The organism is Burkholderia sp. 9775_39, from assembly GCF_015712225.1.
Lineage (GTDB): Bacteria > Pseudomonadota > Gammaproteobacteria > Burkholderiales > Burkholderiaceae > Burkholderia > Burkholderia cenocepacia.
In genome coordinates, this window is record NZ_JACCQC010000017.1 from 140,709 (window position 1) to 167,073 (window position 26,365).

Below are 26,365 nucleotides of genomic sequence, written 5' to 3' on the forward strand. Positions count from 1 at the left end.
AACCGAACATCGAAGCCGGACGGTGCGGTTGCGCGGCGCCGCACAGTCTTGTACGGTGAGCACTCGTCCGAACCGGAGCCCGCCGCGTGAACCGTACCGCCAACCGATCCACCGTACCGTCGCCGTTCTGGCGCGATACCGCGCTGCCGTTCATCGAGGCGCGCACGGTCGACGACGGGCGTGCGATCTGCTATGCGAAGCACACGCACGACACGCTGTCGGTGGGCGCGATCGTCGGCGGCACGAGCACGTACGTAAACGGTGCGACGAACGCGCACGTCGGCCGCGGCGTGCTCGTGATCATCGATCCGGAGCAGGTACACGCCTGCAATCCCTACGGCCCGGATGCGTGGGCATACCGGATGGTCTATGTCGACGTGCCGTGGCTCGCGCGGCTCCAACACTCGCTGGGGCACGATCCGAACCGCGATTTCCACGGGTTTTCGCCGAAGTGGACCGACCGCGGCGACCTGTTCGCGCAATTTGGCGGCTTCTATCGCACGCTCGTATCGCCCGGCATCGATGCGCTCGGCAAGGAAAGTGCGGCGGTCGAATTCTTCACGGCGCTGCACGGCGCGCTCGACCGTGAGCTGCCCGACCGGCGGCCGGGAGACGACAACGCGAAACTCGCGCGCGCGGCCGACTACATCGCCGCCCATTGCCGCGAGTCCGTCACGCTCGATGCGATCTGCGCGGCGGCCGACCTGTCGCCGTCGTACCTGATCCGCGCGTTCAATGCGCGTTACGGGATGACGCCCCATGCGTTCCTGATCGATCGGCGCGTGCAGTACGGCCGCACCGAGTTGCGCCGCGGCCGGCCGATCGCCGAAGTCGCGCTCGACGCCGGCTTTGCGGACCAGGCGCATTTCCAGCGCGCATTCCGGCGGATCGCGGCCGCGACGCCCGGACAGTATCGCAGCGCGATGCGCTGACCGGCGAAGCCGCTACACGTCCAGCAGGAACAGCGCGCTGCCCGCGAGCAGCAGCGCCATCAGCCGGTTGAACACGCGCATGCGCCGTGCGTTCGCGAGCCGGTGCCGCAACGACGCGCCCGCATAGCCCCAGCATGCGATCGACGCGAAGCAGATCACCAGATACAGCGCGGCGAACTGCCAGACCTGCGCGCGGTCGCCATCGGCCGCATATGCGCCCATCGCGGCCACGCACGCGAGCCATGCCTTCGGATTGAGCCACTGCATCGCCGCGCCGGACGCCGCCGACGGGCCGGCCACGTGCGGATCGGCCGACAGCCGGCCGTCGTCGAGCGCGAGCCGCAGCGCCATGTACAGCAGGAACGCGATTCCCGACCACTGCGTGGCCGTCGTCAGCACGGGCCAGCGCGCGAGCGCCGCGTGCAGGCCGAGGCCGATCAGCAGGAACAGCGCGACGAAGCCGAGCGTCGCGCCGGCCGCGTAGCGCAGGCTCGCGCCGAGGCCGTGGCGGGCGCCCGCGCTGAGCGCGACGATGTTGACGGGACCGGGGGTGATCGACGAGGCGAGCGCGAACGCGGCCATCGAAACCAGCATGCTCATCAGGTGTCTCCATGCGACATGTCGAAAGTCGTATCGAGACTACGGGCGCCGCGTCGGCCCGTATTGAAGAAAACTGCCCTCGGCGGCGCGCGACCGCCGTCAGTGCAGCGCGCGCGGCGCGTGCGCCGGCCGCGCGTCGCGCGGACCAGACGGATTGGCCGAATCGGCCGAATCCACCGCGCCGGCGACATCGGCCGGCCGCAGCGGCCCGCCCGAGCAGGGTTGCGTCGATACCGAGAAGCCGAACGTGTTGACGCCGCCCGAGCACGCGACGAACACGCCGCCGCCGTGCATTTCGGCCACGGCCTTGACGATCGACAGCCCGAGCCCGTGGTTTTCCTTGCTGTTCGCGCGCGCTTCCTCGAGCCGGTAGAAGCGCTCGAACACATGCGAGCGCAGCACCGGATCGATCGGCTCGCCGGGGTTCGACACGGCCATTTCGACGAGCGTGTCGCGGCGCGTGATCGTCACGTTCAGCGTCGCGCCGGGCGCCGAATGCTGGATCGCGTTGATCAGCAGGTTCGTCATCGCGCGGCGGAACAGCGACGGATCGACGGCCGCGCGCGCATCGCCGTGCAGTTCGGCGCGCAACCGCGCCTCGTCGAGCGGAATTTCGAGGAAGTCGAGCATGCGCCGCACCTCGTCGGCGAGCGATACGTCCTTCAGGTCGGTCGCGCGTTCGCCGCGGTCGCTGCGCGACAGGAACAGCATGTCGTTGATGATCACGCGCAGCCGCTCGAATTCCTCGAGGTTCGACTGCAGCGTCTGGCGCATCCGGTCGACCGAGCGGTCGCGGCTCGTCAGCGCGACCTGGGTCTGGCCGATCAGGATGCTGATCGGCGTGCGCAGCTCGTGCGCGACGTCCGCGTTGAACGCTTCGAGCCGCGCGTAGGTTTGCTGGATCCGTTCGAGCGCGCCGTTGAACGACGTCGCGAGATCGCGCAGCTCGGTCGGCAGCGCGTCGGTGTGCAGCCGCTGGCGGCGGTTCGTCGCGCTCACGCTCGCCGCGTCCTGCGACAGCCGGTCGAGCGGCGCGAGCCCGAAGCGCGCGACCGCGCGGCTCAGCAGCAGCGTGATGACGGTGGCCGTCGCGATCAGCGCGGCCAGCGTCCAGCCGAAGCGGCGCAGCATCCGCTGCGTCCGTTCGCACGACGTCGCGACCACCAGTTGCAGCGTCGGCCGCTCGCCGGCGCCGGCCAGCGTGATGGTTTTCGTCATCACCGCGTAGCTGCTGTCGTTGAGCTGGTAGCGCTGGAACGCGCCGAACGGCGGGTCGAGCGGCACGCCGTCGACGGGGCTGCCGAAGCGGAACGCGGGGTTGTCGCTGATCACCTGGTAGTGCGTCGAGCCGTCGGGCGGCTCGAGATCGGCGAGCTTTTCCTGCATCAGGCGGCCGCGCGCGGCCGTGGTCGCGTGCGACACGATCATCTGGGCGACCTTGGCGCGCGTGTCGATCGTCGCGCGCAACTCGGCGAACAGCTGGCGCTCCATCATCACGAACAGCCCGCAGCCGACCAGCGTGAACACGAGCAGCGACACGATGCCGAACATCGCCGAAAGCCGGAGGATGATCGAGCGTTTCATGCGCGCCGCTCCGCGTCGCCGTCCTCGCGCGCTTCGAGCACGTAGCCCATCCCGCGGATCGTGTGCAGCAGCTTGTCCGCGAACGGGCCGTCGAGCTTCGCGCGCAGGCGCTTGATCGCCGTTTCGACGACGTTCGCATTGCTGTCGAAGTTCACGTCCCACACGAGTTCGGCGATGGTCGTCTTCGACAGCACCTCGCCGCTGCGCCGCGCGAGCACGCCGAGCAGCTGGAATTCCTGCGCGGTGAGGTCGAGCCGCGTGCCGTCGCGGGTCGCGCGGCGGCCGATCAGGTCGACGCGCAGGTCGCCGATCGAGATCAGCGTCGATTCCTGCACGCGGGCGCGGCGCGTCAGCGCGCGCAGCCGTTCGATCAGCTCGAGGAACGAGAACGGCTTGGTCAGGTAGTCGTCGGCGCCGCCGCGCAAGCCGCGCACGCGGTCGTCGACGCGATCGCGCGCGGTCAGCATGATGACGGGCGTCTGCTTCTGCGCGCGCAACGCACGCAGCACGCCGAAGCCGTCGAGCTTCGGCAGCATCACGTCGAGCACGACCACGTCGTAGTCGAATTCGACGGCTTTCCACGCACCGTCCTCGCCGTCGAGCGCGGTGTCGACGACCCAGCCTTCCTCGGTCAGGCCGCTCTTCAGGTATTCGACGACTTTCGGTTCGTCTTCGACGATCAGCACTTTCATGTTGGTTTTCCGCGTAACCGGTTAAGGGCGGGTCAAGGGCCGACACCCGCGCCGCGCTGCGGGGGCTGCCGACGCGACGTCGGACGGCGCCGGGCCACTCTCGGTGCCACCGTCCCAGCCGCCGCCGAGCGCCTTCGCGAGAAACACGACGAGCGCCGCGCGCTGGCCCTGGATCTGCACGGCCTGGCGCTCGCTCGTCAGCAGTTGCTGCTGGGCCGTCAGCACGTCGATGAACGGCGTCAGGCCGCCCGCGTAGCGATCCTGCGCGAGCGACACGAGCTTGCGTGCGTCGTCGACGGCCGCGGAGGCCTGCTGCGCGGCCTGCGCGAGCACCGACAGGCCGGTCACCGCATTTTGCACCTCCTGGAACGCGGTGAGCACGGTCTGCCGGTAGCTGGCCTGCGCGGCGACGTAGCCGGCCTGCGCGAAATCGACGCCGGCCTTCAGCTTGCCGCCTTCGAACAGCGGCTGGCTGAGCGACCCGCCGACCGACCACAGCAGCGCCGGCACGGTGAACAGGCCCGCGAAGCGCGTCGCGTCCCAGCCGAGGTCCGGCGACAGCGTGATGCGCGGGAAATACGCGGCGCGCGCGACGCCGATCTGCGCGTTCGCGGCGGCCATCGCGCGCTCGGCCGACGCGACGTCGGGGCGCCGCTGCAGCAGGTCGCTCGGCATGCCGGTCGGCAGCGCGGGCGCGTTGATCGGCACCACGCGCGGCGGCAGCGAGAATTCGGGGGCGGGCGCGCCGACCAGCGTCGCGATCGCGGTTTCAACCTGCGCGCGCTGCTGGATCAGCAGTTGCGCCTGCGTGCGCGTCGCGTCGAGCTGCGCGCGCTGCTGCAGCAGATCGAGCCCCGATACCGCGCCGAGGTCGTGGCGCGCGCTCACGTAATCCAGCGCCTTCTGCTGCAGATCGATCGAACGCTTGACGACGTCGATCTCGGTGTCGAGTTCGCGCAACGCGAAATAGCTCGACGCGAGATCGGCGCTCAGCACGAGGCGCGCGTTCGCGAAATCGTCGCGCGCCTGCTCGGAGCTGGCCTGCGCGGCTTCGACGCTGCGCCGCACGCGGCCGAACAGGTCGAGTTCGTAACTGACCGCCGCGCCGACCTGGATCTCGTTCTGCACGGTCGACATGCTGCGCGTCGCGTAGTTGGTCTGCGGCCGGTCGGCGGAGATCTTGAAGCGCTGGCCGCTCGCGTTCAGGCCGACGGCCGGATACTGGGCGGACGCGACCGACGCGAGCGTCGCCTTCGCCTGGTCGTAGCGCGCGGCCACCGCCTTCAGGTTCTGGTTGTTGCGCAGCGCGTCGGCTTCCAGCGCGTCGAGCTGCGCGTCGCCGAACGCGGTCCACCAGACCGGATCGAGCGGCGCGCGGGCCGGCGCGGCCGGCTGCCAGTATTGGTCGGCCGGATCGAGCCGCCACGTGGCCGGTGTATCGACGGGCGGGCGCCGGTAATCCGGGCCGACCGTGCAGCCGGCGACGGCGGCGGCCGCAACGATGGCGGCGAGCGCCACGGGCCGCACGCGCGTGCGCATCGCGCTCACGATTTCGCTCCCGCGACCGCGGAGGCCGGCTGCGCGGCCGGCGCCTGCACGACGACCCGGTCGCCGTTCGCGAGCGCGTCGCTCGGGTTCGCGACGAGGCGGTCGTTCGGCGTGATCGCCCCGTCGACTTCGAGCGTCTGGCCGATCGTGCGCACGACCGTCACCTGCTTCAGGTGGACCTGGCCGTTCGCATCGACGGTCGCAACCGTCGGGCCTTCGGCGCGGAACAGCAGCGTATTGGCCGGCACCTGCAGGCGGCCGACCGGCGTCATCGGCAGCGTCGCCTGCACGTACGCGCCGGGCAGCAGCCGTCCGTCCGGGTTCGGCAGCGTGATCTCGATCTGCAGCGAACGCGTCGCGACGTCGATCGCCTGCGACGTGCGCGTGATCGTCCCGTCGAAGGTTCGACCCGGCAGCTCGGCCTGCGCGACGCTCACGTGCTGGCCGACCTTCACCTGCTGCGCATACGCCTGCGGCACCTGCACGTACAGGCGCAGCCGGTCGGCCTGCACGACCGTGAACAGCGCGCGGCCCGCGTTGCCGGAATTGACGAGATCGCCGACGTCGACGTTGCGCTGCGTGACGATCCCGTCGATCGGCGCGACGATCCGCTGGAAGCCCTTCAGTTCGGTGAGGCGGCGCATGTTCGCATCGGCCGCCGCGAGGTTCGCGGTGCCCTGGTTGAACGCGCCTTGCCGGTCGTCGAGTTCCTGTTGCGACACCGCATCGCGCTGGCGCAACTGCTGCGCGCGGTCGAACGACGTCTTCGCGAGCGCGAGCGCGGCTTGCGCCTGCTGACGTTGCGCGGTGGCCTGCGCCAGTTCCTGGTTCAGCTCCGGCGTATCGAGTTCGGCGAGCGTTTGCCCCTGCTTCACGTGCGCGCCGATATCGGCCTGCCAGCGCAGCACGTAGCCGCTGGCGCGCGCATGGATCGGCGCCTCGACGAAGCCGCGCAGCGTGCCGGGCAGCGTCAGCTTGCCGCCGGTGGCCGCGTCGACCGGATGCACGACGTTCACGTACTGGCGCGTGTTCTGCTCGGCGACCGCGTCGAGCCGGTTGCGGTTCAGCCCGTTGACGATCAGCGTGCGCGCGGCGCCGGCGGCCAGCAGTACGCCGATCACGATCAGGACGACCCGTCCGCGTCGCGACACCGACGCGCGCGTCGGCAGGTGCATGCCGTGTTCGTCCACCTGGATGCCGACGGCGCTGTGATGTTTCTCTTCCATGAATTCAACCAATTCAACCGGGTAGTGGGGCGAAAGTCAGTGTCCGGCCTGGCGCGCGCGCCGACGGGCCAGCCGTGAATGCACGCCGCCGAACACGAGCGGCACGAACAGCAAGGTCGAAACGGTCGCGAACAGCAGCCCGCCGATCACCGCGCGGCCGAGCGGCGCGTTCTGCTCGGCGCCTTCGCCGAGACCGAGCGCCATCGGCACCATCCCGATGATCATCGCGAGCGCCGTCATCAGCACCGGCCGGATCCGGGTCGCGCCGGCCTCCAGCGCGGCCGTGAGCGGCGGCGCGCCGGCCGCGAGCCGTTGCCGCGCGAACGACACGACCAGGATGCTGTTCGCGGTCGCGACGCCGACCGTCATGATCGCGCCGGTCAGCGCGGGCACGCTCAGGTGCGTGCCGGTGACGAACAGCATCCACGCGATGCCGGCGAGCGCGGCCGGCATCGCGCTGATGATGATCAGCGGATCGAGCCACGACTGGAAATTGACGACGATCAGCAGGTAGACGAGCACGATCGCCATCGCGACGCCCGCGCCGAGGCCGAGATACGACGTGCGCATCGTCTCGATCTGGCCGCGCATCGCGAGGGCGGTGCCGCGCGGCAGCGTCGCGCGCGCGTCGGACACGATGCGGTCGATCTCGCCCGCGACCGCGCCGAGGTCGCGGCCCTCGACGCTCACGTACACGTCGATCGCCGGGCGGATGTTGTAGTGCGTGATCACGGCCGGGTTCACGGTACTGCGGACCTGCACCAGGTTGCCGAGCAGTTGCAGCGGCGCGCCGGCGCGGCCGCTGGCGGAGATCGGCGTGCCGAGCAGGTCGTCGACCGACGACAGGTTGTATTGCGGGGTCTGGATCTGCAGCGGGTACTGGACGCCGGTGCGCGGGTTGATCCAGAACGACGGCGTCGTCTGCGAACTCCCCGACAGCGAGATCAGCATGTTCTGCGCGACGTTCTGCGCGGAGAGATTGAGCTGCTGCATGCGCGTACGGTCCATGTCGGCCAGCAGGGTCGGCTCGTCGTTGCGTTGCAGCACGTGCACGTCGACGGCGCCGGGGATTTGCCTGATCTTTTTCATCAGGCTGCTCGCAATGGTCATGTTACTCGCGAGATCGTTGCCGAGCACCTGCACGTCGATCGCGGCCGGCTGCCCGAAGTTGAGGATCTGCGTGATGATGTCCGACGGCTGGAAGAAGAACTCGACGCCCGGGAAGCGCTGCGGCAGCAGCGTGCGCAGCGTCTGTACGTAGTGCCCGGTCGCGCGGTGGCCGGGCTTCAGCGCGATCAGCAGCTCGCCGTCGAGCGTGCCGATCGTGCCCGCGTTGCTGTACGACAGGTTGATGCCGCTCACCGGCAGGCCGAGGTTGTCGACGATCGCGCCGAGCTCGTCGGGCGGCACGGTTTCGCGGATCACGCGCTCGACCTGATCGGCGAGGCGCGCGGTTTCCTCGATCCGGTAGCCGGTCGGTGCGCGCATGTGCAGCCGGATGTTGCCGGAATCGGCGTTCGGGAAGAAATCGCGGCCGAGCATGAACACGAGGCCGGTCGACAGCACGCAGAAGCCGAGGAAGCACAGCGCGTAGAAGCGGCGGCGCACGAGCAGGATGCTGAGCAGCACGATGTACCACGCGCGCAGCCGCTCGAACGCATGGTTGAACGCGTGATGGATGCGGGCGAAGCGCGACGCCGAATGGTCGGCACCGGTGTGCGCCTGCTGCGGGCGGAACAGCAGCATCGCGAGCGTCGGCACCAGCGTGCGCGACAGCACGTACGACGCGAGCATCGCGAACACCACGGCTTCCGCGAGCGGCACGAACAGGAAGCGCGCGACGCCCGTCAGGAAGAACATCGGCACGAACACGATGCAGATGCACAGCGTCGACACGAGCGCGGGCACCGCGATCTCGCCCGCGCCTTCGAGGATCGCGTCGTGCAGGTTCGTACCGAGATGGAGGTGCCGCTCGATGTTCTCGATCGTGACGGTCGCGTCGTCGACGAGAATGCCGACCGCGAGCGCGAGCCCGCCGAGCGTCATGATGTTGATGGTCTCGCCGAGCGCGGACAGCGCGATCAGCGACGTGAAGATCGACAGCGGAATCGAGATCGCGATGATCAGCGTGCTGCGCCAGTTGCCGAGGAACAGCAGGATCATCATCGCGGTCAGCACGGCGGCGATCAGCGCCTCGTGGATCACGCCCTGGACGGCCGCGTTGACGAACACCGACTGGTCGAACAGCGGCGTGATCGTGAGCCCCTCGGGCAGCGTCGGGACCACCTTCGGCAGCAGCGCCTTCAGGTCCGACACGACCTTGAGCGTCGACGCGTCGCCGCTTTTCAGGATCGAGATCAGCACGCCGCGCTGGCCGTTCTGGCGCACGACGTTGGTCTGCGGCGCGAAGCCGTCGCGGACCGACGCCACCTCGCGCAGGTAGGTCGTCGCGCCGTTGACGGTCTGGACCGGCAGGTCGTTGATGTCGGCGACGGTATCGGCGGACGCGTTCGTGTCGATCCGGTATTCGGTCTGGCCCATCTTCGCGGTGCCGGTCGGCAGCACGAGATTCTGCGCGTTGACCGCGTTGACGATGTCGGCCGGCGTGAGGCCCTTCGCGAGCAACGCCTGCGGATCGAGGTCGATCGCGACCACGCGGGTGCGCCCGCCGTACGGGAACGGGATCTGCGCGCCCGGCACGGTGATCAGTTGCGGGCGCAGGAAGTTGAGCGCGATGTCGGCAAGCGACTGTTCGCTGAGCGTCTTGCTCGACAGCCCGAGCTGGATCACCGGAATGCTCGACGCGGAATAGGTGATCACGAGCGGCGGCGTCGCGCCCTGCGGCATCTGCCGCACGATCGCCTGCGCGGACGAGACCGTCTGCGCGATCGCCGTCTGCACGTTCGCGCCCGGTTGCAGAAACACCTTCACGACCGCGATGCCGGGCAGCGACGTCGATTCGACGTGCTGGATGTTGTTGACGGTCGTCGTCAGCACCCGCTCATGTACGGACGTGATGCGGTTCGTCATCTCCGTCGCGGAGAAGCCGTTGTAATTCCAGATCACGCTGATCACCGGGATGTTGATCGCGGGCAGCACGTCGACCGGTGTGCGCATCAGCGCAAGCGGGGTGGCCAGCATGATCATGATGGCCATCACGATGAACGTGTAGGGGCGCCTGAGCGCGAGATTGACGATCCACATGGAGGCGGCGGGACAGGCGGTGATCGGGCGGCGGTGAAGGGAACCCGAATGATAGGCGTCGGCCCGGCACGGGTTACTGTCGCGAAACTGGCGGAATCGTCAGGTTGAGGCGCGCGGGCCGTCGGCCGATTCCGCAGACGGAATGCGCCGCCGCGATCGCGACGGTTTCGCGTATCGGGCGGCGCTCACAGCTGCTCCATGCCGAAGCGGGCGAGCGCATCGAGATCGACGACGTCGATCTGGTTGTACGCGAGCCGCAACGCGCCGAGCTTCTCGAGTTGCTGCAGCGCCTGGTTGATCCGCTGGCGCGACACGCCGACGAGCATCCCGAGTTCCTCCTGCGAAATCGACAACGACGGGCCGGTATCCGGGTACAGCGCGGGGTTGAAGAGCTGCGCGAGCGCCTGCGCGACGCGCGCGTCGACGTCGAGCAGCCGGCTGTTCTGGATCGACGCGATGAATTCGCCCATCCGGTTGTTCAACTGATGGATCACGAAGCGCGTGAACGGCAGGCTCGTGTCGAGCAGCGCATGGAACGTGTCGACCGGCACGAACAGCACGGTCGAGCGCTGGATCGCGACGACCTCGTACTTGCGCAGCTCCCGCTTGATCACGCTGCCTTCGCCGAACCAGCCGCCCGACGGCACGCCGGAGAACGTGCAGCCGCGCCCCGACACGTTGAAGATCGCGAGCTTCAGCAGCCCCTGATGGACGCCGATCCAGTATGCGGAAGGCGCGAGCCGGTGCGCGATCACGTCGCCGGCTTCGCACTGTTCGACGTGCGACTGGGCCAGCACGAGCGCCTGGTGCTCGGGCGCCAGCGTGCGGAACCACGCGCATTGGCCGAACAGCGTCGCCAGCGGCGGCAGCGGGCCCGGTGCGGGAGGCGGGTCGGCCGGGGCGGCGGCCGCGTCGGGATGGTCGTGCATGGGTGCGGGTTTGCGAGGATAGGGATAACGCGCAGCGCTCGAGCGGCACTCTGTCGTTTCGATGACAGACGGCTCACAATAGCGCCCGTTAGGCTGTCGGCAATTGAACCACATCAAAACGATCCGGGGTGCATGCGCCCCGGTGGACAGAACACGGGAGACAGGATCATGACGCAGATGTTCGAGGCCGGGCTCGGCCGCCGCGATGCCAATTACGTGCCGCTCACGCCGATCGATTTCCTGATCCGGGCGGCGGAAGTCTACGGCGAGCGCCTCGCGATCGTGCACGGCGACGTGCGGCGCACGTGGGGCGAGACCTGCACGCGCGCGAAGCAGCTGGCGAGCGCGCTCGCGCAGGCCGGCGTCGGGCGCGGCGACACGGTCGCGGCGCTGCTGCCGAACATCCCGGCGATGGTCGAGGCGCACTTCGGCGTGCCGATGGCCGGCGCCGTGCTGAACACGATCAACACGCGGCTCGACGTGTCGTCGGTGCTGTTCATGCTGCGTCACGGCGAGGCGAAGGTGCTGATCGTCGACACCGAATACGCGGAGGTCGCGCAGCGCGCGGCGCTCGAGGTGCCGGGCCTGAAGATCGTCAGCGTGGCCGACGCGCTGCCGGCCGACCCCGACCGTTTCGCGGGCGCGACCGACTACGAGACGTTCGTCGCCGGCGGCGACCCCGACTACGCGTGGACGCCGCCCGCCGACGAATGGGAGGCGATCGCGCTGAACTACACGTCGGGGACGACCGGCGACCCGAAGGGCGTCGTCTACCACCATCGCGGCGCGTACCTCGCGGCGATCAGCAACATCCTCGAATGGGACATGCCGAAGCACGCGGTGTATCTGTGGACGCTGCCGATGTTCCACTGCAACGGCTGGTGTTTCCCGTGGGCCGTCGCGGCGCGCGCGGGCGTGAACGTGTGCCTGCGCAAGTTCGATGCGAAGACCGTGTTCGACCTGATTCGCCGCGAGCGCATCACGCACTACTGCGGCGCGCCGATCGTGCAGAGCGCGATCGCGAACGCGCCGGCCGAGTTCCGCGCGGGGATCGACCATACGGTGCACGCGATGGTCGCGGGCGCGGCGCCCGCGCCGGCCGTGATCGCGAAGATGAAGGAGATCGGCTTCGACCTGCTGCACGTGTACGGGCTGACCGAGGTCTACGGCCCGGCGACCGTCTGCGCGAAGCAATCGCACTGGGACGCAGTGTCCGACGAGGAGCGCGCGCGGCTGAATGCGCGCCAGGGCGTGCGCTACCACCTCGAAGCGGGCGCGACGGTGCTCGACCCGGACACGATGACGCCGGTGCCGGCCGACGGCGAGACGCTCGGCGAGATCATGTTCCGCGGCAACATCTGCATGAAGGGCTACCTGAAGAACCCGAAGGCGACCGACGAGGCGTTCCACGGCGGCTGGTTCCATACCGGCGATCTCGCGGTGCTGATGCCGGACGGCTATATCCGGATCAAGGATCGCAAGAAGGACATCATCATCTCGGGCGGCGAGAACATCTCGAGCATCGAGGTCGAGGACGCGCTGTACCGGCATCCGGCGGTGGCCGTGGCGGCCGTCGTCGCGATGCCCGACCCGAAGTGGGGCGAGGTGCCGTGCGCGTTCGTCGAACTGCGCGAAGGCGCGAGCGCGACCGAGGCGGAGATCGTCGCGCACTGCCGGCAACTGCTCGCGGGCTTCAAGGTGCCGAAGGCCGTGCGCTTCGGTGAGCTGCCGAAGACGTCGACCGGCAAGATCCAGAAGTTCCAGTTGCGCCACGCGGTCGGCTCGGACAAGGCGATCGACCTGGCCGGCGACAAGAAGTAGTCGAGGCCCGGCCGCGGCCGATCGCCCGCCGTCGGTCACGCGTCGCGTTCGAGCCGGAACACGCTGACCGCGTCCGACAGTTGCGCGGCCTGGTCGCGCAGCGCGACGGCCGCGCGCTCGGCATCCGAGATCAGCCGCGCATTCTGCTGCGTCGCGTCGCCGATCTGCGTGACGGCCAGGTTCACCTGCTCGATGCCGGTCGATTGCTCGCGCGACGCGGCGCTGATCTCGCCGATCAGCGTGCGCACCTGGTCAACCCGCGCGACGATGTCGCGCATCGTGCCGCGCGCGGCGTCCGCGATCCGGTAACCCTGTTCGACGGTCGTCGACGATTCGGTGCTCAGTGCGTCGATTTCCTTGACCGCGGCCGCGCTGCGTTGCGCGAGCGCGCGCACCTCGGCCGCGACCACCGCGAAGCCCTTGCCGTGTTCGCCCGCGCGGGCGGCTTCGACGGCCGCGTTCAGCGCGAGGATGTTGGTCTGGAACGCGATGCCTTCGATCGCGCCGGTGATCTCGGCGATCCGGCGCGTCGCGCGGCCGATGTCGTCCATCGTCGCGACCACGCGCTGCACCGCGGCGTCGCCGTTCGTCGCGGCGGCCGACGCGTCCGCGACCAGCGCGTTGGCTTGCGCCGCGTGCTCGGCACTCTGCTGCACGGCGGCGGTGATCTGCTCCATGCTGGCGGCCGTCTGTTCGACGCTGCTGGCCTGCGTCGCGATCCGCGCGGCGATGTCGCCGCTGCCGGCCGCGATGCCGACCGTGCCGTGCGCGATGTCGGCGGCGCTGTTGCGCACTTGCGCGACGATCCGCGCGAGGCCGTCGCCGATCCCGTCGACCGCCTGCACGAGCCGGCCGATCTCGTCGTTGCCCGTGCCGCCGGGCGCGCCGCCCGCGCCGTCGCGGATGCGCACGCTGAGGTCGCCCGCCGCATAGCGTTCGGACGCGCGCGCGGCGGCTTCCAGCGGCCGGCTCACCACGCGTCGCACGACGATGACAAACAGCGTCGCGAACGCCGCGACGAGCACGGCGCCGATGATCAGGAAGCGGTTGCGGGTGGCGCGCATGGTGGCAAGCAGCTCGTCGTCGAGCGCAACGCCGCCGACGAGCCATTGCCACTGCGGAATCGTCGTGAACGACACGAATTTCGCGCTCGGCCCGCCGTCGTGCGCGGCGGGATCGGTCGACGTGTACGCGAGCCGGCCTTCGCCGGCCGCCAGCATCTGCGCGTAGGGCGCACGCGTGTCGTCGGCGCGCTGGCCGGCCGCATCGGGATGCACGACGAAGGTGCCGCGCGACGGACCTTGCGATGCATCGAGCACGAAGTAGTAGCCGTTGTCGCCGATCTTCAGTGCGCGGATGCCGTCTTCGACGAGCTTGAGCTCGGCGCCGATGTCGAGGCCGACGAACAGCGCGCCGATCACGCGGCCGCCCGCATCGGTCACCGGTTTGTACTGCGTGATGTACGGCCGGCCGAACAGCTTCGCGAGGCCCGTGTAGCTGCGCCCGGCGACGAGCGGCGCATACGCGGGGCCGGCGCGGTCGAGCTTCGTGCCGACGGCGCGCGCGCCGTCCTGCTTCTTCAGCGACGTCGTGATGCGCACGAAATCGTCGCCGTCGCGCGCGAAGATCGTCGCGATCGCGCCGCTTTTCTTCAGGAACTGGTCGGGAATCGAGTAATCGAGGTCGAGCGGCTGGCCGCCCGCGAGAAGCGTCGGCGCGGCCACGCCGCCGATATCGACGGTGCGCGCCGGGTCGAGCGTGAAATCGGCCGGCAGGAAACTCGCGAACAGCGACATCGAGCGGTTGGCTTCGGCGCTCAACGCCTGGTCGAACAGGTCGACCATCGCGCGGATCGACTGCTCCTTGTCGGCGATCCGCTGATGCGCTTCATCGGCGAGCTGCTGGCCGGCGAAATGGGCGAGCGTCCACGCAAACACGGTAAACAGCAAGGCGACGAGCGCGCACGCGAGCGCGGCCAGACGCGCGCCGACGCTCACTCGGCCCAATTGGGTCATTCTCATGAGACATCCTGAGTGGGAGTGAGAGGAGGCGGAACGCACGCGTCACCGCTCGTGGTCCCGTTAATACGGCAACTTTCGCGAAATCTTTAGCGGATGTCGCGGATCACGGGCCCGCAGGCGGGCGAAGGGGAAGCGGAGGTCAGTGCGTGACGAGCCACGCGACGGCCAGATAGCGGCCGACTTTCGCGATCGTCACGATGACGAGGAAGGTCGGCAGCGGCTCGCGCAGCACGCCGGCGATCATCGTCAGCGGATCGCCGATCACCGGCGCCCAGCTCAGCAGCAGCGACCAGCGGCCGTAGCGCGCATACCAGCGCTCGGCGCGCGCGAGCGCGGACGGTTTGACCGGAAACCAGCGGCGCTCGCGAAAATGCTCGATGCCGCGGCCGAGGGCCCAGTTGATCGCCGAGCCGGCGACGTTGCCGACGCTCGCGACCAGCACCAGCGCCCACGCGGGTTCGCGCCCGGCGAGCAGCAGGCCGGCGAGCACGGCTTCGGACTGGAGCGGAAACAGGGTCGCGGCGACCATCGACACGGCGAACAGGCCGCCGTAAGTGAGCAATTCGGACATCGCGCGATTGTACCGGCCGTGCGGCGGCCGGCTCCGGTCACGCGGTCATCGGCTCACGATCTCATGCGGCATCCGCCGTGCCGAACAGCAGGTGCGAGATCACCGACTTGTCGACCGGTTCGTCGTTGAGCGTGCTGGCGAGCAGTTCGCCCGCGAGCTGCTGCGGCGAGAACACCATGTCGGGCTTCAACAGCCGCAGCCGTTCGAGGTTGCGCTGCTGGTTCACGAGCGCGACCGTGCGCACCGTCGGTGCGATCTCGCGGATCGCGAGGATGATGAATGCGTTTTCGGCGTCGTCCGAACGCAGCGCGAGCACCGCGCGGGCGGTCGCCGCGCCGGCGCTCTCGAGTACCGCATGGTCGGTCGCATCGCCGACGATCAGGTCGGTCGCGGCCGGATAGTTGTGCTCGACGCCGGCCGGCACGACGACGGTCACCGCGTAGCCGCGCTTGCGCAGCCCGTCGTGCACCGCATGCGCGACGGGCGTCGCGCCGACGATCAGGAAATGATGCTTGCGGATCACGTTCGAAATGCCTCCCTTGACGATCCGTTTCAGATTGCCGCCGATCACCGGGCCGACGACCGCGCTGATCGACGTCGCGAACACCGTGATGCCGAGCACGATCACCGACGCGGTGAACAGGCGTGCGGTCGGCGCGTGCGGGACGATGTCGCCGTAGCCGACGGTCGACATCGATACGATGGAGAAATAGACGGCGGTGGCGAGATCGTGGACGGGCGGCGTGAATTCGTCGCCGAGATAGAGCACGCCGAAGGTCGCGTAGATCAGCAGCGACACGATGCTCAGCAACGCGAACAGGCTGCTGGCGGCGATGCTCGCGCGGTCGAAGTGCCGCCAGTAGTACAGCAGCGCGACGACCAGCACGGCCGTATAGACGAACACCGCGTGGCTGCGATAGCCGCCGAGCACGCTGATGGCGGCCGCCGCGACCAGCAGCAGGATCGACAGCACCCACGCGACGCGGGCGCGCAGCACGATGCCGATGGCCATCGTCGCGAGGCCGGCCGCGACGACCACCTGCGGCAGCACGACGAGCCCCATGTTGTCGACGAGGTTCAGCGCATCGGCGAGCCAGGCGCGATGCAGGCCGAGCCGCGCGTGCTCGACGACGGGGCGCAGCACCATGAGTGCATCGAGCGCGAGCAGGAGGGCGAGATACCAGTGTAGGCCGATCGGCGCGAACAGGCGCCGCAGGCGGGTAGTGACGTGCTTCATTCAGTCGCCCGGCAGGGCATGTCCAACGAACCAGCCGCTACCCTAAAGCATTCGGCGTTCGGCTGCTTTTTCGCGGGGCCCGATGGTTGCCGCCACGGAGCCGGCACGCCGGCCGTTCAGTTCCAGCCGACCATGATCGCGCCCATCCCGACGAGCAGCCCGCCCGTCACGCGGTTCATGGCCCGCATCCGCGCCGGCCGCTGCAGCGCGCGGCTCAGCCGGTGCGAGAACAGCGCCATCGACGCGACGCCGCCCGCGAACAGCAGCGCGAACGTCGCGGCGAGCAGCAGGTATTGAAGGTTCAGGCTCCAGTCGGCAGTCGGGCTGATGAACTGCGGAAAGAACGACGGAAAGAACAGCAGCGTCTTCGGATTCAGCCCGGAAGTCGCGACGCCGCGCCAGAACAGCGCGCGTCCGGAGTCGGCGTCCGGCGCGGCGATCGCCGTTCCCGCGTCGACGTCGGCCGGCGCGCGGCTCAGCCATTGCTTGCCGCCGAGCCAGACGAGATACGCGGCGCCGGCCCAGCGCAGCACGGTCAGCGCGTGTTCGTCGAGGTGGACCAGCGAATTGAGGCACAGCGCGGTCAGCGCGAGTTGCAGCAGCACGGCGAGCGTGCCGCCCCAGACGCATGGCAGCGCGCGGCGCCAGCCGGTGCGCAGCGCCTGGTTCATCGTGAGCAGGTTGACGGGGCCGGGCGCGTAGATGAGGACGACGGAAGCGGCGAGGAACGACAGATAAAGCTTGAACGACATGACGGACGGGCAGGAACGGGGAAGCAGGCACCGGCCCCGCACGCGGTCGGATAGGCGTGCGGGCGGCGGGGAATCGCATGCCTGCCGGCCGGCACCGCAACTCGTGATTGCGGCCGTGCGTCCCGCTGCGAGGGGTTGTCGCGGGGAGCGTGCCGGGCAGCAGGCATGGAGAAAATGTATCAAGCGGCCCGGTTAAAAGGCTTCCTGTTTTCCAGCAAAACGCGCCTGAAACCGGAATCATGTTCAGATAGAATGCCGATTTTCAGTAGAAGATTCTTCTTATCATGGCTACCCGCGAACGCACGCCGAAAACGCTCGACAATCAGGACCGCAAGATCCTGGGGGCATTGCAGAAAAATGCGCGCCTGTCGAACGCCGAACTGGCCGAACAGATCGGCATGTCGACCACCGCCTGCTGGAACCGCACGCGGCAACTCGAACTCGACGGCTACATCGACGGCTATGTCGCGCTGGTCAACCAGCGCAAGCTCGGCTACGCGGACATCGTGATCCTCGAAGTCACGCTCGATCGCCATGAAGACGACGCGCTGGCGCGCTTCGGCGCCGAACTGGCGGCGCTGCCGGAGGTGCTCGAGGCGTATCTGGTGTCGGGCGAGTACGACTACTGGATCAAGGTCGCGGTGGACGGCACGGCCGGCTACGAGCGCTTCCTGCGCGAAAAGCTGTACCGGATTTCGAGCATCCGCCACAGCCGCTCGATGTTCGCGCTGCGGTGCATGAAGGACGTGCCTTCGATTCAGGTGTGAGGGAGCGGAGACGCGCGCACGGCCGTCGCTGCAGCGACGGCGGGTGCGATCGGACGCAGGCGCGGAGGAAAGCCGGCGAACGGCTTAGAGGAAGGGCGTGCCGGGCAGACGGCCCCGGGGGCACAAAAACGGATGAATCTTCCGTCCGGCATGGCCCGGCGCAAGCGCGCGCAAGTCGCGAAGAATGGCATCCCGTCCGGGCCGCAACCGGCTGACGACGGTCCGCGCCGACCCGAATCGGCGCCGGTCTCGGCCTGAAACACGGCCTCGAGACGACCTTGAAACGCTGCCGATGCGGTGCGCGTATCCGGCCGGGAAGGACGAATCCCGGCCTCTTTCTGCATGCCCGGCGCGCCCGTCGGGTACGCCGCGCGACCGCCGCGGTCGGCGTGCGTCAGCGCAAACGCGTCAGCCGGCCGGCCGTTCGCTCAGCGCGGCAGACGCGCGTGTGCTTCAGCGATGACTTCGCAGTTCTCGAGGTGGAGCGCCCAGGCCTCTGCCAGCAGCTCGCCAACACGTGCGAGCCAGCCAGTGGATTGGGTGGAACGATCGGAGACATTAGACGTTTGCATGACGAAGCCCCATATAGGTGGCGAGTTAGGGATAACCCTAATCATAGCGAAGCAGCACCGTCTTGTGAAATGCGATTTCGTTATATGAGAATTACTGACAATTTGTGTTGCTGCTGCGCAACATGAATGTCGGCCACCCGAGCGTGCCGGGCAGGCGTGACGAGGCCGTGCCGGCACGGCCTTGCGTGGAGAAAGAACGAAGTCGGGCGTAGGAAAAAAGTGCGCTTACCGGCCGATCCACCCGAAGCGCCACGACAGCCGCCGCGTCGCGGCCCGCAGCGCTTGCGCCAGCGCGCTGTCCGGCCCGCGCGGGAAGCCGCGCGACGAGCCGATGATCGCGATCACGAGCCGGATGCTGCCGGTGTGATCGAACACGGGCGCGGCGATCGTCCCGATGCCGGGCACCGGCGCGTCGAACGCGAAATCGAGTTCGTCCGCGCGGATCGCGGCGAGCCGGGCGCGGAAGGCCGCGTCGTCCGGCGCGGCGTGCGCGCCGGCGAGGCGCACCGGTTCGTTGGCGAGCAGGTCGGCCAGCACGTCGTCGGACATGCCGGACGCGAAAATCCGGCCGATCGCCGTATTGACGAGCGACATCACGGTGCCGACCTGCAGGCTCACGTGCTGCGGCCGCGCCGATTCTTCGAGCCGGATCACGGTCGGCCCGAGCGGCCCGAGCGTCGCGGCGGCCACGCTCATGTCGGTCGCGCCGGCGAGCGCGACGATCTCGGCTTCCGCATCGCGGGTCGGCGACACGCGCTGCATCGCGATCAGGCCGAGCGCCTGCGCGAGCGGACCGCCGTCGAAGCAGCCGGCGTCGTCGCGGCTCAGCAGGCCGATCTTCTGCAGGCTGACCAGATGCGGAAACGCCTTCGCGGCCGGCATGCCGGCCGCCGTCGCGAGATCGCGCAGCGGCAGCGCGCGGCCCGCCGACACCAGCGCGAGCAGCAACTCGCCGGTGCTGTCGAGCGCATTGATCCCGCGCTGCGCTTTTGCGTCGTCGGCCAGCGCGGGCGGTACGCGCGCGGCGGCCGGCGCGGGCGCGGACGCCGGCGCCGGGTCCGCACCTGCGGCGCCGAGCGATGCGGTCGCCTGCCGCGCCGCGTCGCGCAAGGCCACGGCGATCGGGCCGTCCCAGTCGACATCGATCGATCCCGTCGAACCGATCACCGTCAACGCGAGCTGGAGCCGCCCGTGCGCATCGAGGACGGGCACGCACATCCCGCTGACGCCGGGGCTCGGCCGGTCGATGCTGCGTTCGATGCCGCGCATGCGTATCGCGTCGAGTTCGACGGGTTGCGCACCGGCGTCCGGCGCGACCGGCGCGCTTTCGGCGCCTGCCAGCGTATCGCCCGCGCCGGCCTGGCTGGCCGCCATCGCGTCGAGTTGCGCGGCGTCGCCGAACGCGCGGAACACGCGGCCGGTCGCCGTCGTGTCGAGCGACATCACCGAACCGACGTGCAGGTTCACGTGCAACGGATAGCCGCCGTGCTCGATGCGCACGATCGTCGGGCCGAGCACGCCCGGCACGGACAGCGCGACGCTCAGGCCGACCGTTTCCGCGAGCCGCACCGCGTGCGGCAGCGTCGCGCGGTAGGCCGGCTGGCGCTCGATCGACATCAACCCGAGCCGCAGCGACAGCGGGCCCGGCTCGTAGTTGCCGGTGAGCGCGTCGCGTTTCACGAGCGCGAGTCGCGTCAGGCTCACGAGATAGGTGTGCGCCTGAGCGGTGGAGAGATCGGCCGCCGCGGCCAGCTCCGACAGCCCGAGCGGCTTGCGCCGGCGTGCGAGCGCGTCGAGCAGCCGGCCGCCGACCTCGACACTCTGGATGCCGCGCTGCGCCTTGGGCGGCGCATCGTCCGCGCTGACTTCGTGGTTCTGCACGCGATGATTCTTCCGTTGACGAAACCCCGCATGGTATCCGACGCCATTTCTCGCGCCAGCCCGCAGGTTTACCCGTATTAGACAATAACAAGCACGTTTGCCATTGACAAATATTCGGCGCGAGCAGATGATCCGTTGACACCCCTCAACACATGGCTCGCAGCCACGGAACGCACAATGGCCAAAGCATTCGCCTCCCAAGCCGATCTGGAAGAGAAGAAAGTCACCTGGACGAAGCTGTCCGAGAACGCCTACGCGTACACAGCCGAAGGCGACCCGAACTCGGGCGTGATCATCGGCGACGACAGCGTGCTGATCGTCGACACGACCGCGACGCCCGCGATGGCGCAGGACCTGATCGCGAAGATCCGCAGCGTCACCGACAAGCCGATCAAGCACGTGGTGCTGTCGCACTACCACGCGGTGCGCGTGCTCGGCGCGTCCGCGTATTTCGACGAAGGCGCGCAGCACGTGATCGCGAGCCGCGGCACGTACGAGATGATCGTCGAGCGCGGCGAGGCCGACATGAAGTCGGAGATCGAGCGCTTCCCGCGCCTGTTCGCCGGCGTCGAGACGGTGCCGGGCCTGACCTGGCCGACGCTCGTGTTCGAGCGCGAGATCACGCTGTTCCTCGGCAAGCTCGAAGTGAAGATCATGCACGTCGGCTCGGGCCACACGAAGGGCGACACGATCGTCTGGCTGCCGTCGCAGAAGGTGCTGTTCTCGGGCGACCTCGTCGAATACGACGCCGCGTGCTATTGCGGCGACGCGCAGCTCGAACAGTGGCCGGCCACGCTCGAGGCGCTGCGCGCGCTCGGCGCCGAGAAGCTCGTGCCGGGCCGCGGCCCCGCGCTGCTGAATCCGGCGGAAGTGAACAAGGGCCTCGACTACACGAAGGATTTCGTCACGACGCTGCTCGCGCAGGGCCGCAAGGCCGTCGAGCGCAATCTCGACCTGAAGGCCGCGATGGCGCTCACGCGCGAAGCGATGGATCCGAAGTTCGGCCACGTGTTCATCTACGAGCACTGTCTGCCGTTCGACGTGTCGCGTGCGTTCGACGAGGCGAGCGGCATCGCGCATCCGCGCATCTGGACCGCGCAGCGCGACAAGGACATGTGGGCCGCGCTGCAGGACTGAGCGGCCACGGCGGCGGGGCGGCGCTCACATGATCGCCTCGCCGTTTCCCTGAAGGTTGCGGCAGTCGCGGCGGCATCGCGCCGCGGTGCCGGCAACCGTATCCGGTCTCACAAGAAAGCAGGGCGCATGCACGCCCTCGGAGACTGCCGCGCGCTCGACATCGCGCGGCCCGTTTGGAGAGAGACATGCCCCAATCGCTTCCCGCCGAAGCGACGCTCGCGCACGCGAGCGCGTCGGCGCCGACTTCCGCATCCGCCTTCAGCGACGCGTTGCTGTTCCGCAAGATCGCGTGGCGGATCGTCCCGTTCCTGTTCCTCTGCTACGTCGTGTCGTTTCTCGACCGCATCAACATCGGCTTCGCGCAGCTGCAGATGAAGCACGATCTCGGCTTCAGCGATGCGATGTACGGCCTCGGCGCCGCGGTGTTCTACGTCGGCTACGTGTTCTGCGAAGTGCCGAGCAACATGCTGCTCGCGCGCTTCGGCGCGCGCCGCACGTTCACGCGGATCATGCTGCTGTGGGGCCTCGCGTCGACCGGGATGATGTTCGTGTCGCAGCCGTCGCATTTCTACGTGCTGCGCTTCCTGCTCGGCGTGTTCGAGGCCGGCTTCTTCCCCGGCATCGTGCTGTACCTGACCTACTGGTTCCCCGCGAACCGGCGTGCGGCGGCGATCTCGGTGTTCTTCGCGGGCGTCGCGGTGGCCGGTGTGCTCGGCGGCTTGTTGTCCGGCTGGATCATGCGCGACATGAGCGGCGTGCTCGGGCTGCACGGCTGGCAATGGATGTTCGCGATCGAAGGGGCGCCGGCGATCCTGCTCGCGTTCGTTGCGTTCACGTTGCTCGTCGACCGGCCGCAGGACGCGCCGTGGCTCACGTCCGACGAAAAGGCGCGCGTCGCCGCGCTGTGCGCCGAAGGCCGCGCACACGGCAATGCGCACGACGGCCGCAGCGTGATGACCGCGCTCGCGAATCCGCGCGTGTATCTGTTCGCGTTCATCTATTTCTCGCTGACCTGCGCGTCGCTGACGCTCAACTTCTGGATGCCGCTGATGATCCGCGACTTCGGCGTGACCGACGTCGTCGCCGTGAGCCTCTACACGGTCGTGCCGAATGCGGTGGGCGCGGTCGGGCTGGTGCTGATCGCGCGCCGCTCGGACCGCACCGGCGAACGCCGCAAGCACTTCGCGTGCTGCACGATCGGCGGCGGCCTCGCGCTCGCGGCGCTGACGCTGCACCTGCACAGCTTCGCGGCGATGCTCGCGTGCCTGTCGATCGCGGCCACGCTGATCTTCGCCGCGCTGCCGATCTTCTGGGCCGTGCCGACCCGCTACCTGTCCGGCAATGCCGCCGCGGCCGGGATCGCGTTGATCAGCAGCATCGGGATCACGAGCGGCATCGTCAGTCCGTGGGTGATCGGGATGATCCGCACGCGCACCGGCAGCATGGATCTCGCCGTGTACCTGCTGGCCGCGCTGCTGGTGGCGAGCGGCGTGGCGCTGATGCTCGGCGTGAAGGGCGAGGGCGCGCGGCGCGGCTGAACGTCGGCTTCGGCCGGTCGCCGTCGGCGGGCGGCGGCGACCGGCGTTGCACGTCCTGCCCGCTCCCTGTTGACTTCCGTGGAGGAGACGATCGATGTCAGCCCCTCTCCCGGCAGACGCCGCGCATGCCGCAGCGTCCGGCCCTCGCGCGTCGGACCACGACGCGCTGTACCGCCGCATCGGCATGCGCATCGTGCCGTTCCTGTTCGTCTGCTACATCGTGTCGATCCTCGATCGCAGCAACATCGGCTTCGCGCAATTGCAGATGCGGCAGGATCTCGGCCTCACCGACGCGATGTACAGCCTCGGCGCGGTGCTGTTCTTCGTCGGCTACGTGCTGTTCGAGGTGCCGAGCAACGCGTTGCTGCGCCGCTTCGGCGCAAGACGCACGTTCGCGCGGATCATGTTCCTGTGGGGCGCGGTGTCGGTCGCGATGATCACCGTCGACAGCGCAAGACAGTTCTACGTGCTGCGCTTCCTGCTCGGGCTTTTCGAGGCCGGCTTTTTCCCGGGCGTCGTGTTCTACCTGACGTACTGGTATCCCGCGCGCCGTCGCGCGTCGGTGCTGTCGATCTTCTATGCGGGCGTCGCGGTGGCCGGGATGGTCGGTGGACTGCTGTCGGGCTGGCTGATGCGCGGGATGTCCGGCGTGCTCGGTCTGCACGGCTGGCAATGGATGTTCGCGATCGAGGGCGCGCCGGCGCTCGTGCTCGGCGTGATGGCATGGTTCTGGCTGTGCGACCGCCCCGAACACGCGCGCTGGCTGTCCGACGACGACCGGCGGCGGCTCGCGGCCGACCTCGCCGCCGATCGCGCGGAGGCACCCGCGCACGCGGCTTCGTCGCTGCGGCAGGTGCTGGCCGAGCCGCGCACCTATCTGTTCGCGTTCATCTATTTCTCGCTGACGACCGCGCTGCTGATGCTGCTGTTCTGGATGCCGCTGATGATTCGCGAATTCGGCATTCACGACGTGGTTCACATCAGCCTGCTGTCGATCGTGCCGAATGCGATCGGCGCGGCCGGCCTGATCGCGATCGCGCGGCGCTCGGACCGCAAGCGCGAACGCCGCCGGCATTTCGCCGCATGCGCGTTCGGCGGTGCGGTGGCGCTCGCGTTGCTGACGCTGCATCTGCCGAGCATCGTCGCGATGATGGCGCTGCTGTCGATCGCGGCGATGCTGATCTTCGCCGCGCATCCGGTGTTCTGGGCCGTGCCGTCCGCGTATTTCGCGGGTGCCGGTGCGGCAGGCGGCATTGCGCTGATCAGCAGCATCGGCGTATCGAGCGGGATGATCACGCCGTGGATCGTCGGCGTGATCCGCACGCGCACCGGCAGCATGGATTCGGCGATGCTGATGATCGCCGGATTGCTGGCCGCGTGCGCGGTCGCGATGCTGCTGGGCGTGCGTGCCGCACCGCGCGACGCGGGTCCCGCCGGCAATCAGCGCGCCGCGGTGTAGCGCGGCGCGGGCGTATCGGCCGACAGGTGCGGCGCCATCGTGCGGCGCGCGGCCTCGTATGCGTCCCATTCGTCGCCCGCGTGCAGCGACGGGATCGTCACGAGTTCGCCGCGCTCGAACCCGACCAGCGCCGCATCGACCATGTCCTGCGCGGTCATCACGATTTCCTTCGGCAGGTGCTCGAGCGGCAGGCCGCCCGTCTGCCAGAAATCGGTGGCCGTCGCGCCGGGCAGCACGGCCTGCACCTGCACGCCCTTGCCGGCGAGCTCGTGATGCAGCGACTGGCTGAACGCGAGCACGAACGCCTTGCTGCCGCCGTACACGCCGTTCAGCGTTTCCGGCGAAATCGCGACGATCGACGAAATGTTGATCACCGCGCCGCGGCCGCGTGCGACGAAGCCGGGCACCGCCGCATAGGTCAGGCGCGTGAGCGCGGTCACGTTCAGGTCGATCATCCGCGTCATCGCGTCGACGTCGCTGTCGAGCAGCGGCGCATGCGTGCCGATGCCCGCGTTGTTCACCAGCAGCGTGATGCTCGCGTCCTGTTTCAGCTTGGCTTCGACGGCGGCGAGCGCCGCGCGGTCGTTGAGGTCCGCGTCGACGATCTCGACGCTGCGCTGCGTGTCGTTCGTGATGCGCTCGGCGAGGGCGCTCAGGCGCTCGCGGCTGCGCGCGACCAGGATCAGGTCGTAGCCGCGGCGCGCGAGGCGGTCCGCGTAGACGGCGCCGATGCCCGACGACGCGCCGGTAATGAGGGCGGTACCGCGATGGGCTTGCGTCATGATGTACTCCGTTTCGATGAGGATGGCCGGATGGCGTGAAAGCATTCTGGCCTCGAAGCGCTTCGACACAAATGACGTAGATGGGTATGATTCCGGACATCGCAGCGATCGACACGGGACCGGAGGACGCACATGCACCGAATCGGCTTTTTGATCAGCGACGGCTTCCAGATCATGGCGCTCGCCGCGCAGTCGGTGTTCGAGTACGCGAACATGGGTCTGGAGAAGCCGTTCTACGCGATGGACAACTATTCGGTCGACGGCGGCGACGTGCGCTCGTCGCTCGGGCTGCCGGTCGCCACGCGCGCGCTGCGCGGGCGGATCGGCGTCGACACGTGGATCGTCGCGGGCGTCAACGATCCGCTCGCCGCGCCGGCGCCGGCCGGCGTCGTCGCCTATCTGCGCCGCGCGAATACGCGTGCGCGGCGGATCGCCGGCATCTGCACGGGAGCGTTCGTGCTGGCCGAGGCCGGGCTGCTCGCGCAGCGTCGCGCGACCACGCACTGGGCGTTCGGCCGCGACATGCAGCGGCATTACCCGGAGATTCGCGTCGAGGACGACCGGATCTATATCGTCGACGGCCCGATCTGGACGTCGGCCGGGATGACGGCCGGGCTCGATCTCGCGCTCGCCATGGTGGAAAAGGATCTCGGCGCCGATGCCGCGCGGTCGGTCGCGCACAAGCTGGTGATGCACCAGCGCCGGGCCGGCGGCCAGTCGCAGCATTCGGAAATGCTCGATCTCGCGCCGAAATCCGACCGGATCCAGAACGCGCTCAACTACGCGCGGCAAAACCTCGGCCGCGCGTTGACCGTCGAGGATCTGGCCGAGGCCGTGCACCTGAGCCCGCGCCAGTTCAGCCGCATATTTACGCTCGAAACCGGACAGTCGCCGGCGAAGGCGATCGAGCGGCTGCGGCTCGAAGCGGCGCGGCTGATGATTGAACAGAGCCGCCATCCGCTCGACGTGATCGCGCAGGAGAACGGTTTTCGCGACCGCCGGCACATGCGCGAGGCGTTCGTGCGCGGGTTCGGCGTGCCGCCGCAGGCGCTGCGGCGCGACGCGCGGGCGGACGAGCGGGAAACGGGCTGACGAGCGCGGCCGCCCGCCGC

The 26,365-nt window shown here is 69.0% G+C and carries 20 protein-coding genes; 7 read left to right on the forward strand and 13 right to left on the reverse strand.

Features of this window, described 5'->3' with window-relative positions; genetic code table 11:
- The first annotated feature begins 86 nt into the window (after positions 1-86).
- On the forward strand, positions 87-932 hold the full coding sequence (locus H0X90_RS22980; RefSeq protein WP_006485655.1) for an AraC family transcriptional regulator: 846 nt from the start codon (positions 87-89) through the stop codon (positions 930-932).
- 12 nt (positions 933-944) lie between these two features.
- Here the strand turns inward: H0X90_RS22980 and H0X90_RS22985 are convergent, their stop codons facing one another.
- From H0X90_RS22985 to H0X90_RS23015, 7 genes are all read right to left on the reverse strand, one after another.
- Complete coding sequence (locus H0X90_RS22985) at positions 945-1,532, reverse strand: LysE family translocator (RefSeq protein WP_006485658.1); 588 nt, start codon at positions 1,530-1,532, stop codon at positions 945-947.
- A 99-nt stretch (positions 1,533-1,631) separates the two neighbouring features.
- Positions 1,632-3,116, reverse strand: coding sequence for a heavy metal sensor histidine kinase (locus H0X90_RS22990; RefSeq protein WP_006494936.1), 1,485 nt, complete (start codon positions 3,114-3,116; stop codon positions 1,632-1,634).
- Positions 3,113-3,808, reverse strand: coding sequence for a heavy metal response regulator transcription factor (locus tag H0X90_RS22995; RefSeq protein ID WP_006485649.1), 696 nt, complete (start codon positions 3,806-3,808; stop codon positions 3,113-3,115). The genes H0X90_RS22990 and H0X90_RS22995 overlap by 4 nt, the downstream gene beginning before the upstream one ends.
- A gap of 21 nt (positions 3,809-3,829) precedes the next feature.
- A complete protein-coding gene (locus H0X90_RS23000; protein ID WP_077189189.1) occupies positions 3,830-5,347 on the reverse strand; it encodes an efflux transporter outer membrane subunit in 1,518 nt (505 codons plus the stop codon).
- A 5-nt stretch (positions 5,348-5,352) separates the two neighbouring features.
- Positions 5,353-6,582, reverse strand: coding sequence for an efflux RND transporter periplasmic adaptor subunit (locus H0X90_RS23005; RefSeq protein ID WP_077189153.1), 1,230 nt, complete (start codon positions 6,580-6,582; stop codon positions 5,353-5,355).
- 36 nt (positions 6,583-6,618) lie between these two features.
- Entirely contained in the window at positions 6,619-9,786 is a 3,168-nt protein-coding gene (locus H0X90_RS23010; protein WP_077189152.1) for an efflux RND transporter permease subunit, read from the reverse strand.
- Positions 9,787-9,971: 185 nt separating this feature from the next.
- On the reverse strand, positions 9,972-10,715 hold the full coding sequence (locus H0X90_RS23015; protein WP_006481933.1) for a Crp/Fnr family transcriptional regulator: 744 nt from the start codon (positions 10,713-10,715) through the stop codon (positions 9,972-9,974).
- A 168-nt stretch (positions 10,716-10,883) separates the two neighbouring features.
- Between H0X90_RS23015 and H0X90_RS23020 the strand changes: the two genes are divergently transcribed.
- Complete coding sequence (locus H0X90_RS23020; protein ID WP_034202390.1) at positions 10,884-12,536, forward strand: acyl-CoA synthetase; 1,653 nt, start codon at positions 10,884-10,886, stop codon at positions 12,534-12,536.
- Positions 12,537-12,571: 35 nt separating this feature from the next.
- On the opposite strand, the gene H0X90_RS23025 is transcribed toward H0X90_RS23020, so the two are convergent.
- The 4 genes from H0X90_RS23025 to H0X90_RS23040 all read right to left on the reverse strand — a co-directional run bounded on the left by H0X90_RS23025 (position 12,572) and on the right by H0X90_RS23040 (position 17,117).
- A complete protein-coding gene (locus H0X90_RS23025; protein ID WP_077189151.1) occupies positions 12,572-14,557 on the reverse strand; it encodes a methyl-accepting chemotaxis protein in 1,986 nt (661 codons plus the stop codon).
- Positions 14,558-14,696: 139 nt separating this feature from the next.
- The gene (locus H0X90_RS23030) at positions 14,697-15,128 is read right to left on the reverse strand and encodes a YqaA family protein (RefSeq protein ID WP_048985523.1); all 432 of its coding nucleotides are present in this window, start codon (positions 15,126-15,128) and stop codon (positions 14,697-14,699) included.
- A gap of 61 nt (positions 15,129-15,189) precedes the next feature.
- The gene (gene kch, locus H0X90_RS23035) at positions 15,190-16,365 is read right to left on the reverse strand and encodes a voltage-gated potassium channel protein (protein WP_077189150.1); all 1,176 of its coding nucleotides are present in this window, start codon (positions 16,363-16,365) and stop codon (positions 15,190-15,192) included.
- Positions 16,366-16,481: 116 nt separating this feature from the next.
- A complete protein-coding gene (locus H0X90_RS23040) occupies positions 16,482-17,117 on the reverse strand; it encodes a LysE family translocator (RefSeq protein ID WP_077189149.1) in 636 nt (211 codons plus the stop codon).
- Positions 17,118-17,401: 284 nt separating this feature from the next.
- Between H0X90_RS23040 and H0X90_RS23045 the strand changes: the two genes are divergently transcribed.
- Positions 17,402-17,884 carry an Lrp/AsnC family transcriptional regulator gene (locus H0X90_RS23045; RefSeq protein WP_006479115.1) on the forward strand — a complete coding sequence of 161 codons (483 nt, stop codon included), beginning with the start codon at positions 17,402-17,404 and terminating at the stop codon, positions 17,882-17,884.
- 797 nt (positions 17,885-18,681) lie between these two features.
- On the opposite strand, the gene H0X90_RS23050 is transcribed toward H0X90_RS23045, so the two are convergent.
- Entirely contained in the window at positions 18,682-20,337 is a 1,656-nt protein-coding gene (locus H0X90_RS23050; protein ID WP_077189148.1) for an IclR family transcriptional regulator, read from the reverse strand.
- Between the two features lie 177 nt (positions 20,338-20,514).
- Between H0X90_RS23050 and H0X90_RS23055 the strand changes: the two genes are divergently transcribed.
- From H0X90_RS23055 to H0X90_RS23065, 3 genes are all read left to right on the forward strand, one after another.
- On the forward strand, positions 20,515-21,474 hold the full coding sequence (locus H0X90_RS23055; protein WP_006482658.1) for an MBL fold metallo-hydrolase: 960 nt from the start codon (positions 20,515-20,517) through the stop codon (positions 21,472-21,474).
- A gap of 185 nt (positions 21,475-21,659) precedes the next feature.
- Positions 21,660-23,012, forward strand: a complete 1,353-nt coding sequence (locus tag H0X90_RS23060; protein WP_006482652.1) for an MFS transporter — start codon at positions 21,660-21,662, stop codon at positions 23,010-23,012.
- A 94-nt stretch (positions 23,013-23,106) separates the two neighbouring features.
- Positions 23,107-24,471: an MFS transporter gene (locus H0X90_RS23065; RefSeq protein WP_060212388.1), complete on the forward strand. Its 1,365-nt coding sequence runs from the start codon at positions 23,107-23,109 to the stop codon at positions 24,469-24,471.
- On the opposite strand, the gene H0X90_RS23070 is transcribed toward H0X90_RS23065, so the two are convergent.
- Positions 24,453-25,253, reverse strand: coding sequence for an SDR family oxidoreductase (locus H0X90_RS23070; RefSeq protein ID WP_006494925.1), 801 nt, complete (start codon positions 25,251-25,253; stop codon positions 24,453-24,455). The genes H0X90_RS23065 and H0X90_RS23070 overlap by 19 nt on opposite strands.
- Positions 25,254-25,385: 132 nt before the next feature.
- Between H0X90_RS23070 and H0X90_RS23075 the strand changes: the two genes are divergently transcribed.
- The gene (locus H0X90_RS23075; RefSeq protein WP_006482657.1) at positions 25,386-26,345 is read left to right on the forward strand and encodes a GlxA family transcriptional regulator; all 960 of its coding nucleotides are present in this window, start codon (positions 25,386-25,388) and stop codon (positions 26,343-26,345) included.
- Positions 26,346-26,365 lie beyond the last annotated feature (20 nt).

Coding starts and splice junctions, on each gene's coding strand:
- H0X90_RS23030 (WP_048985523.1), bottom strand. CDS start 15,128: ATGTCCGAATTGCTCACTTACGGCGGCCTGTTCGCCGTGTCGATGGTC.
- H0X90_RS23045 (WP_006479115.1), top strand. CDS start 17,402: ATGGCTACCCGCGAACGCACGCCGAAAACGCTCGACAATCAGGACCGC.
- H0X90_RS22995 (WP_006485649.1), bottom strand. CDS start 3,808: ATGAAAGTGCTGATCGTCGAAGACGAACCGAAAGTCGTCGAATACCTG.
- H0X90_RS23000 (WP_077189189.1), bottom strand. CDS start 5,347: ATGCGCACGCGCGTGCGGCCCGTGGCGCTCGCCGCCATCGTTGCGGCC.
- H0X90_RS23005 (WP_077189153.1), bottom strand. CDS start 6,582: ATGGAAGAGAAACATCACAGCGCCGTCGGCATCCAGGTGGACGAACAC.
- kch (WP_077189150.1), bottom strand. CDS start 16,365: ATGAAGCACGTCACTACCCGCCTGCGGCGCCTGTTCGCGCCGATCGGC.
- H0X90_RS23040 (WP_077189149.1), bottom strand. CDS start 17,117: ATGTCGTTCAAGCTTTATCTGTCGTTCCTCGCCGCTTCCGTCGTCCTC.
- H0X90_RS22990 (WP_006494936.1), bottom strand. CDS start 3,116: ATGAAACGCTCGATCATCCTCCGGCTTTCGGCGATGTTCGGCATCGTG.
- H0X90_RS23075 (WP_006482657.1), top strand. CDS start 25,386: ATGCACCGAATCGGCTTTTTGATCAGCGACGGCTTCCAGATCATGGCG.
- H0X90_RS23015 (WP_006481933.1), bottom strand. CDS start 10,715: ATGCACGACCATCCCGACGCGGCCGCCGCCCCGGCCGACCCGCCTCCC.
- H0X90_RS23065 (WP_060212388.1), top strand. CDS start 23,107: ATGTCAGCCCCTCTCCCGGCAGACGCCGCGCATGCCGCAGCGTCCGGC.
- H0X90_RS22985 (WP_006485658.1), bottom strand. CDS start 1,532: ATGAGCATGCTGGTTTCGATGGCCGCGTTCGCGCTCGCCTCGTCGATC.
- H0X90_RS23020 (WP_034202390.1), top strand. CDS start 10,884: ATGACGCAGATGTTCGAGGCCGGGCTCGGCCGCCGCGATGCCAATTAC.
- H0X90_RS23060 (WP_006482652.1), top strand. CDS start 21,660: ATGCCCCAATCGCTTCCCGCCGAAGCGACGCTCGCGCACGCGAGCGCG.
- H0X90_RS23070 (WP_006494925.1), bottom strand. CDS start 25,253: ATGACGCAAGCCCATCGCGGTACCGCCCTCATTACCGGCGCGTCGTCG.
- H0X90_RS23055 (WP_006482658.1), top strand. CDS start 20,515: ATGGCCAAAGCATTCGCCTCCCAAGCCGATCTGGAAGAGAAGAAAGTC.
- H0X90_RS23025 (WP_077189151.1), bottom strand. CDS start 14,557: ATGAGAATGACCCAATTGGGCCGAGTGAGCGTCGGCGCGCGTCTGGCC.
- H0X90_RS23010 (WP_077189152.1), bottom strand. CDS start 9,786: ATGTGGATCGTCAATCTCGCGCTCAGGCGCCCCTACACGTTCATCGTG.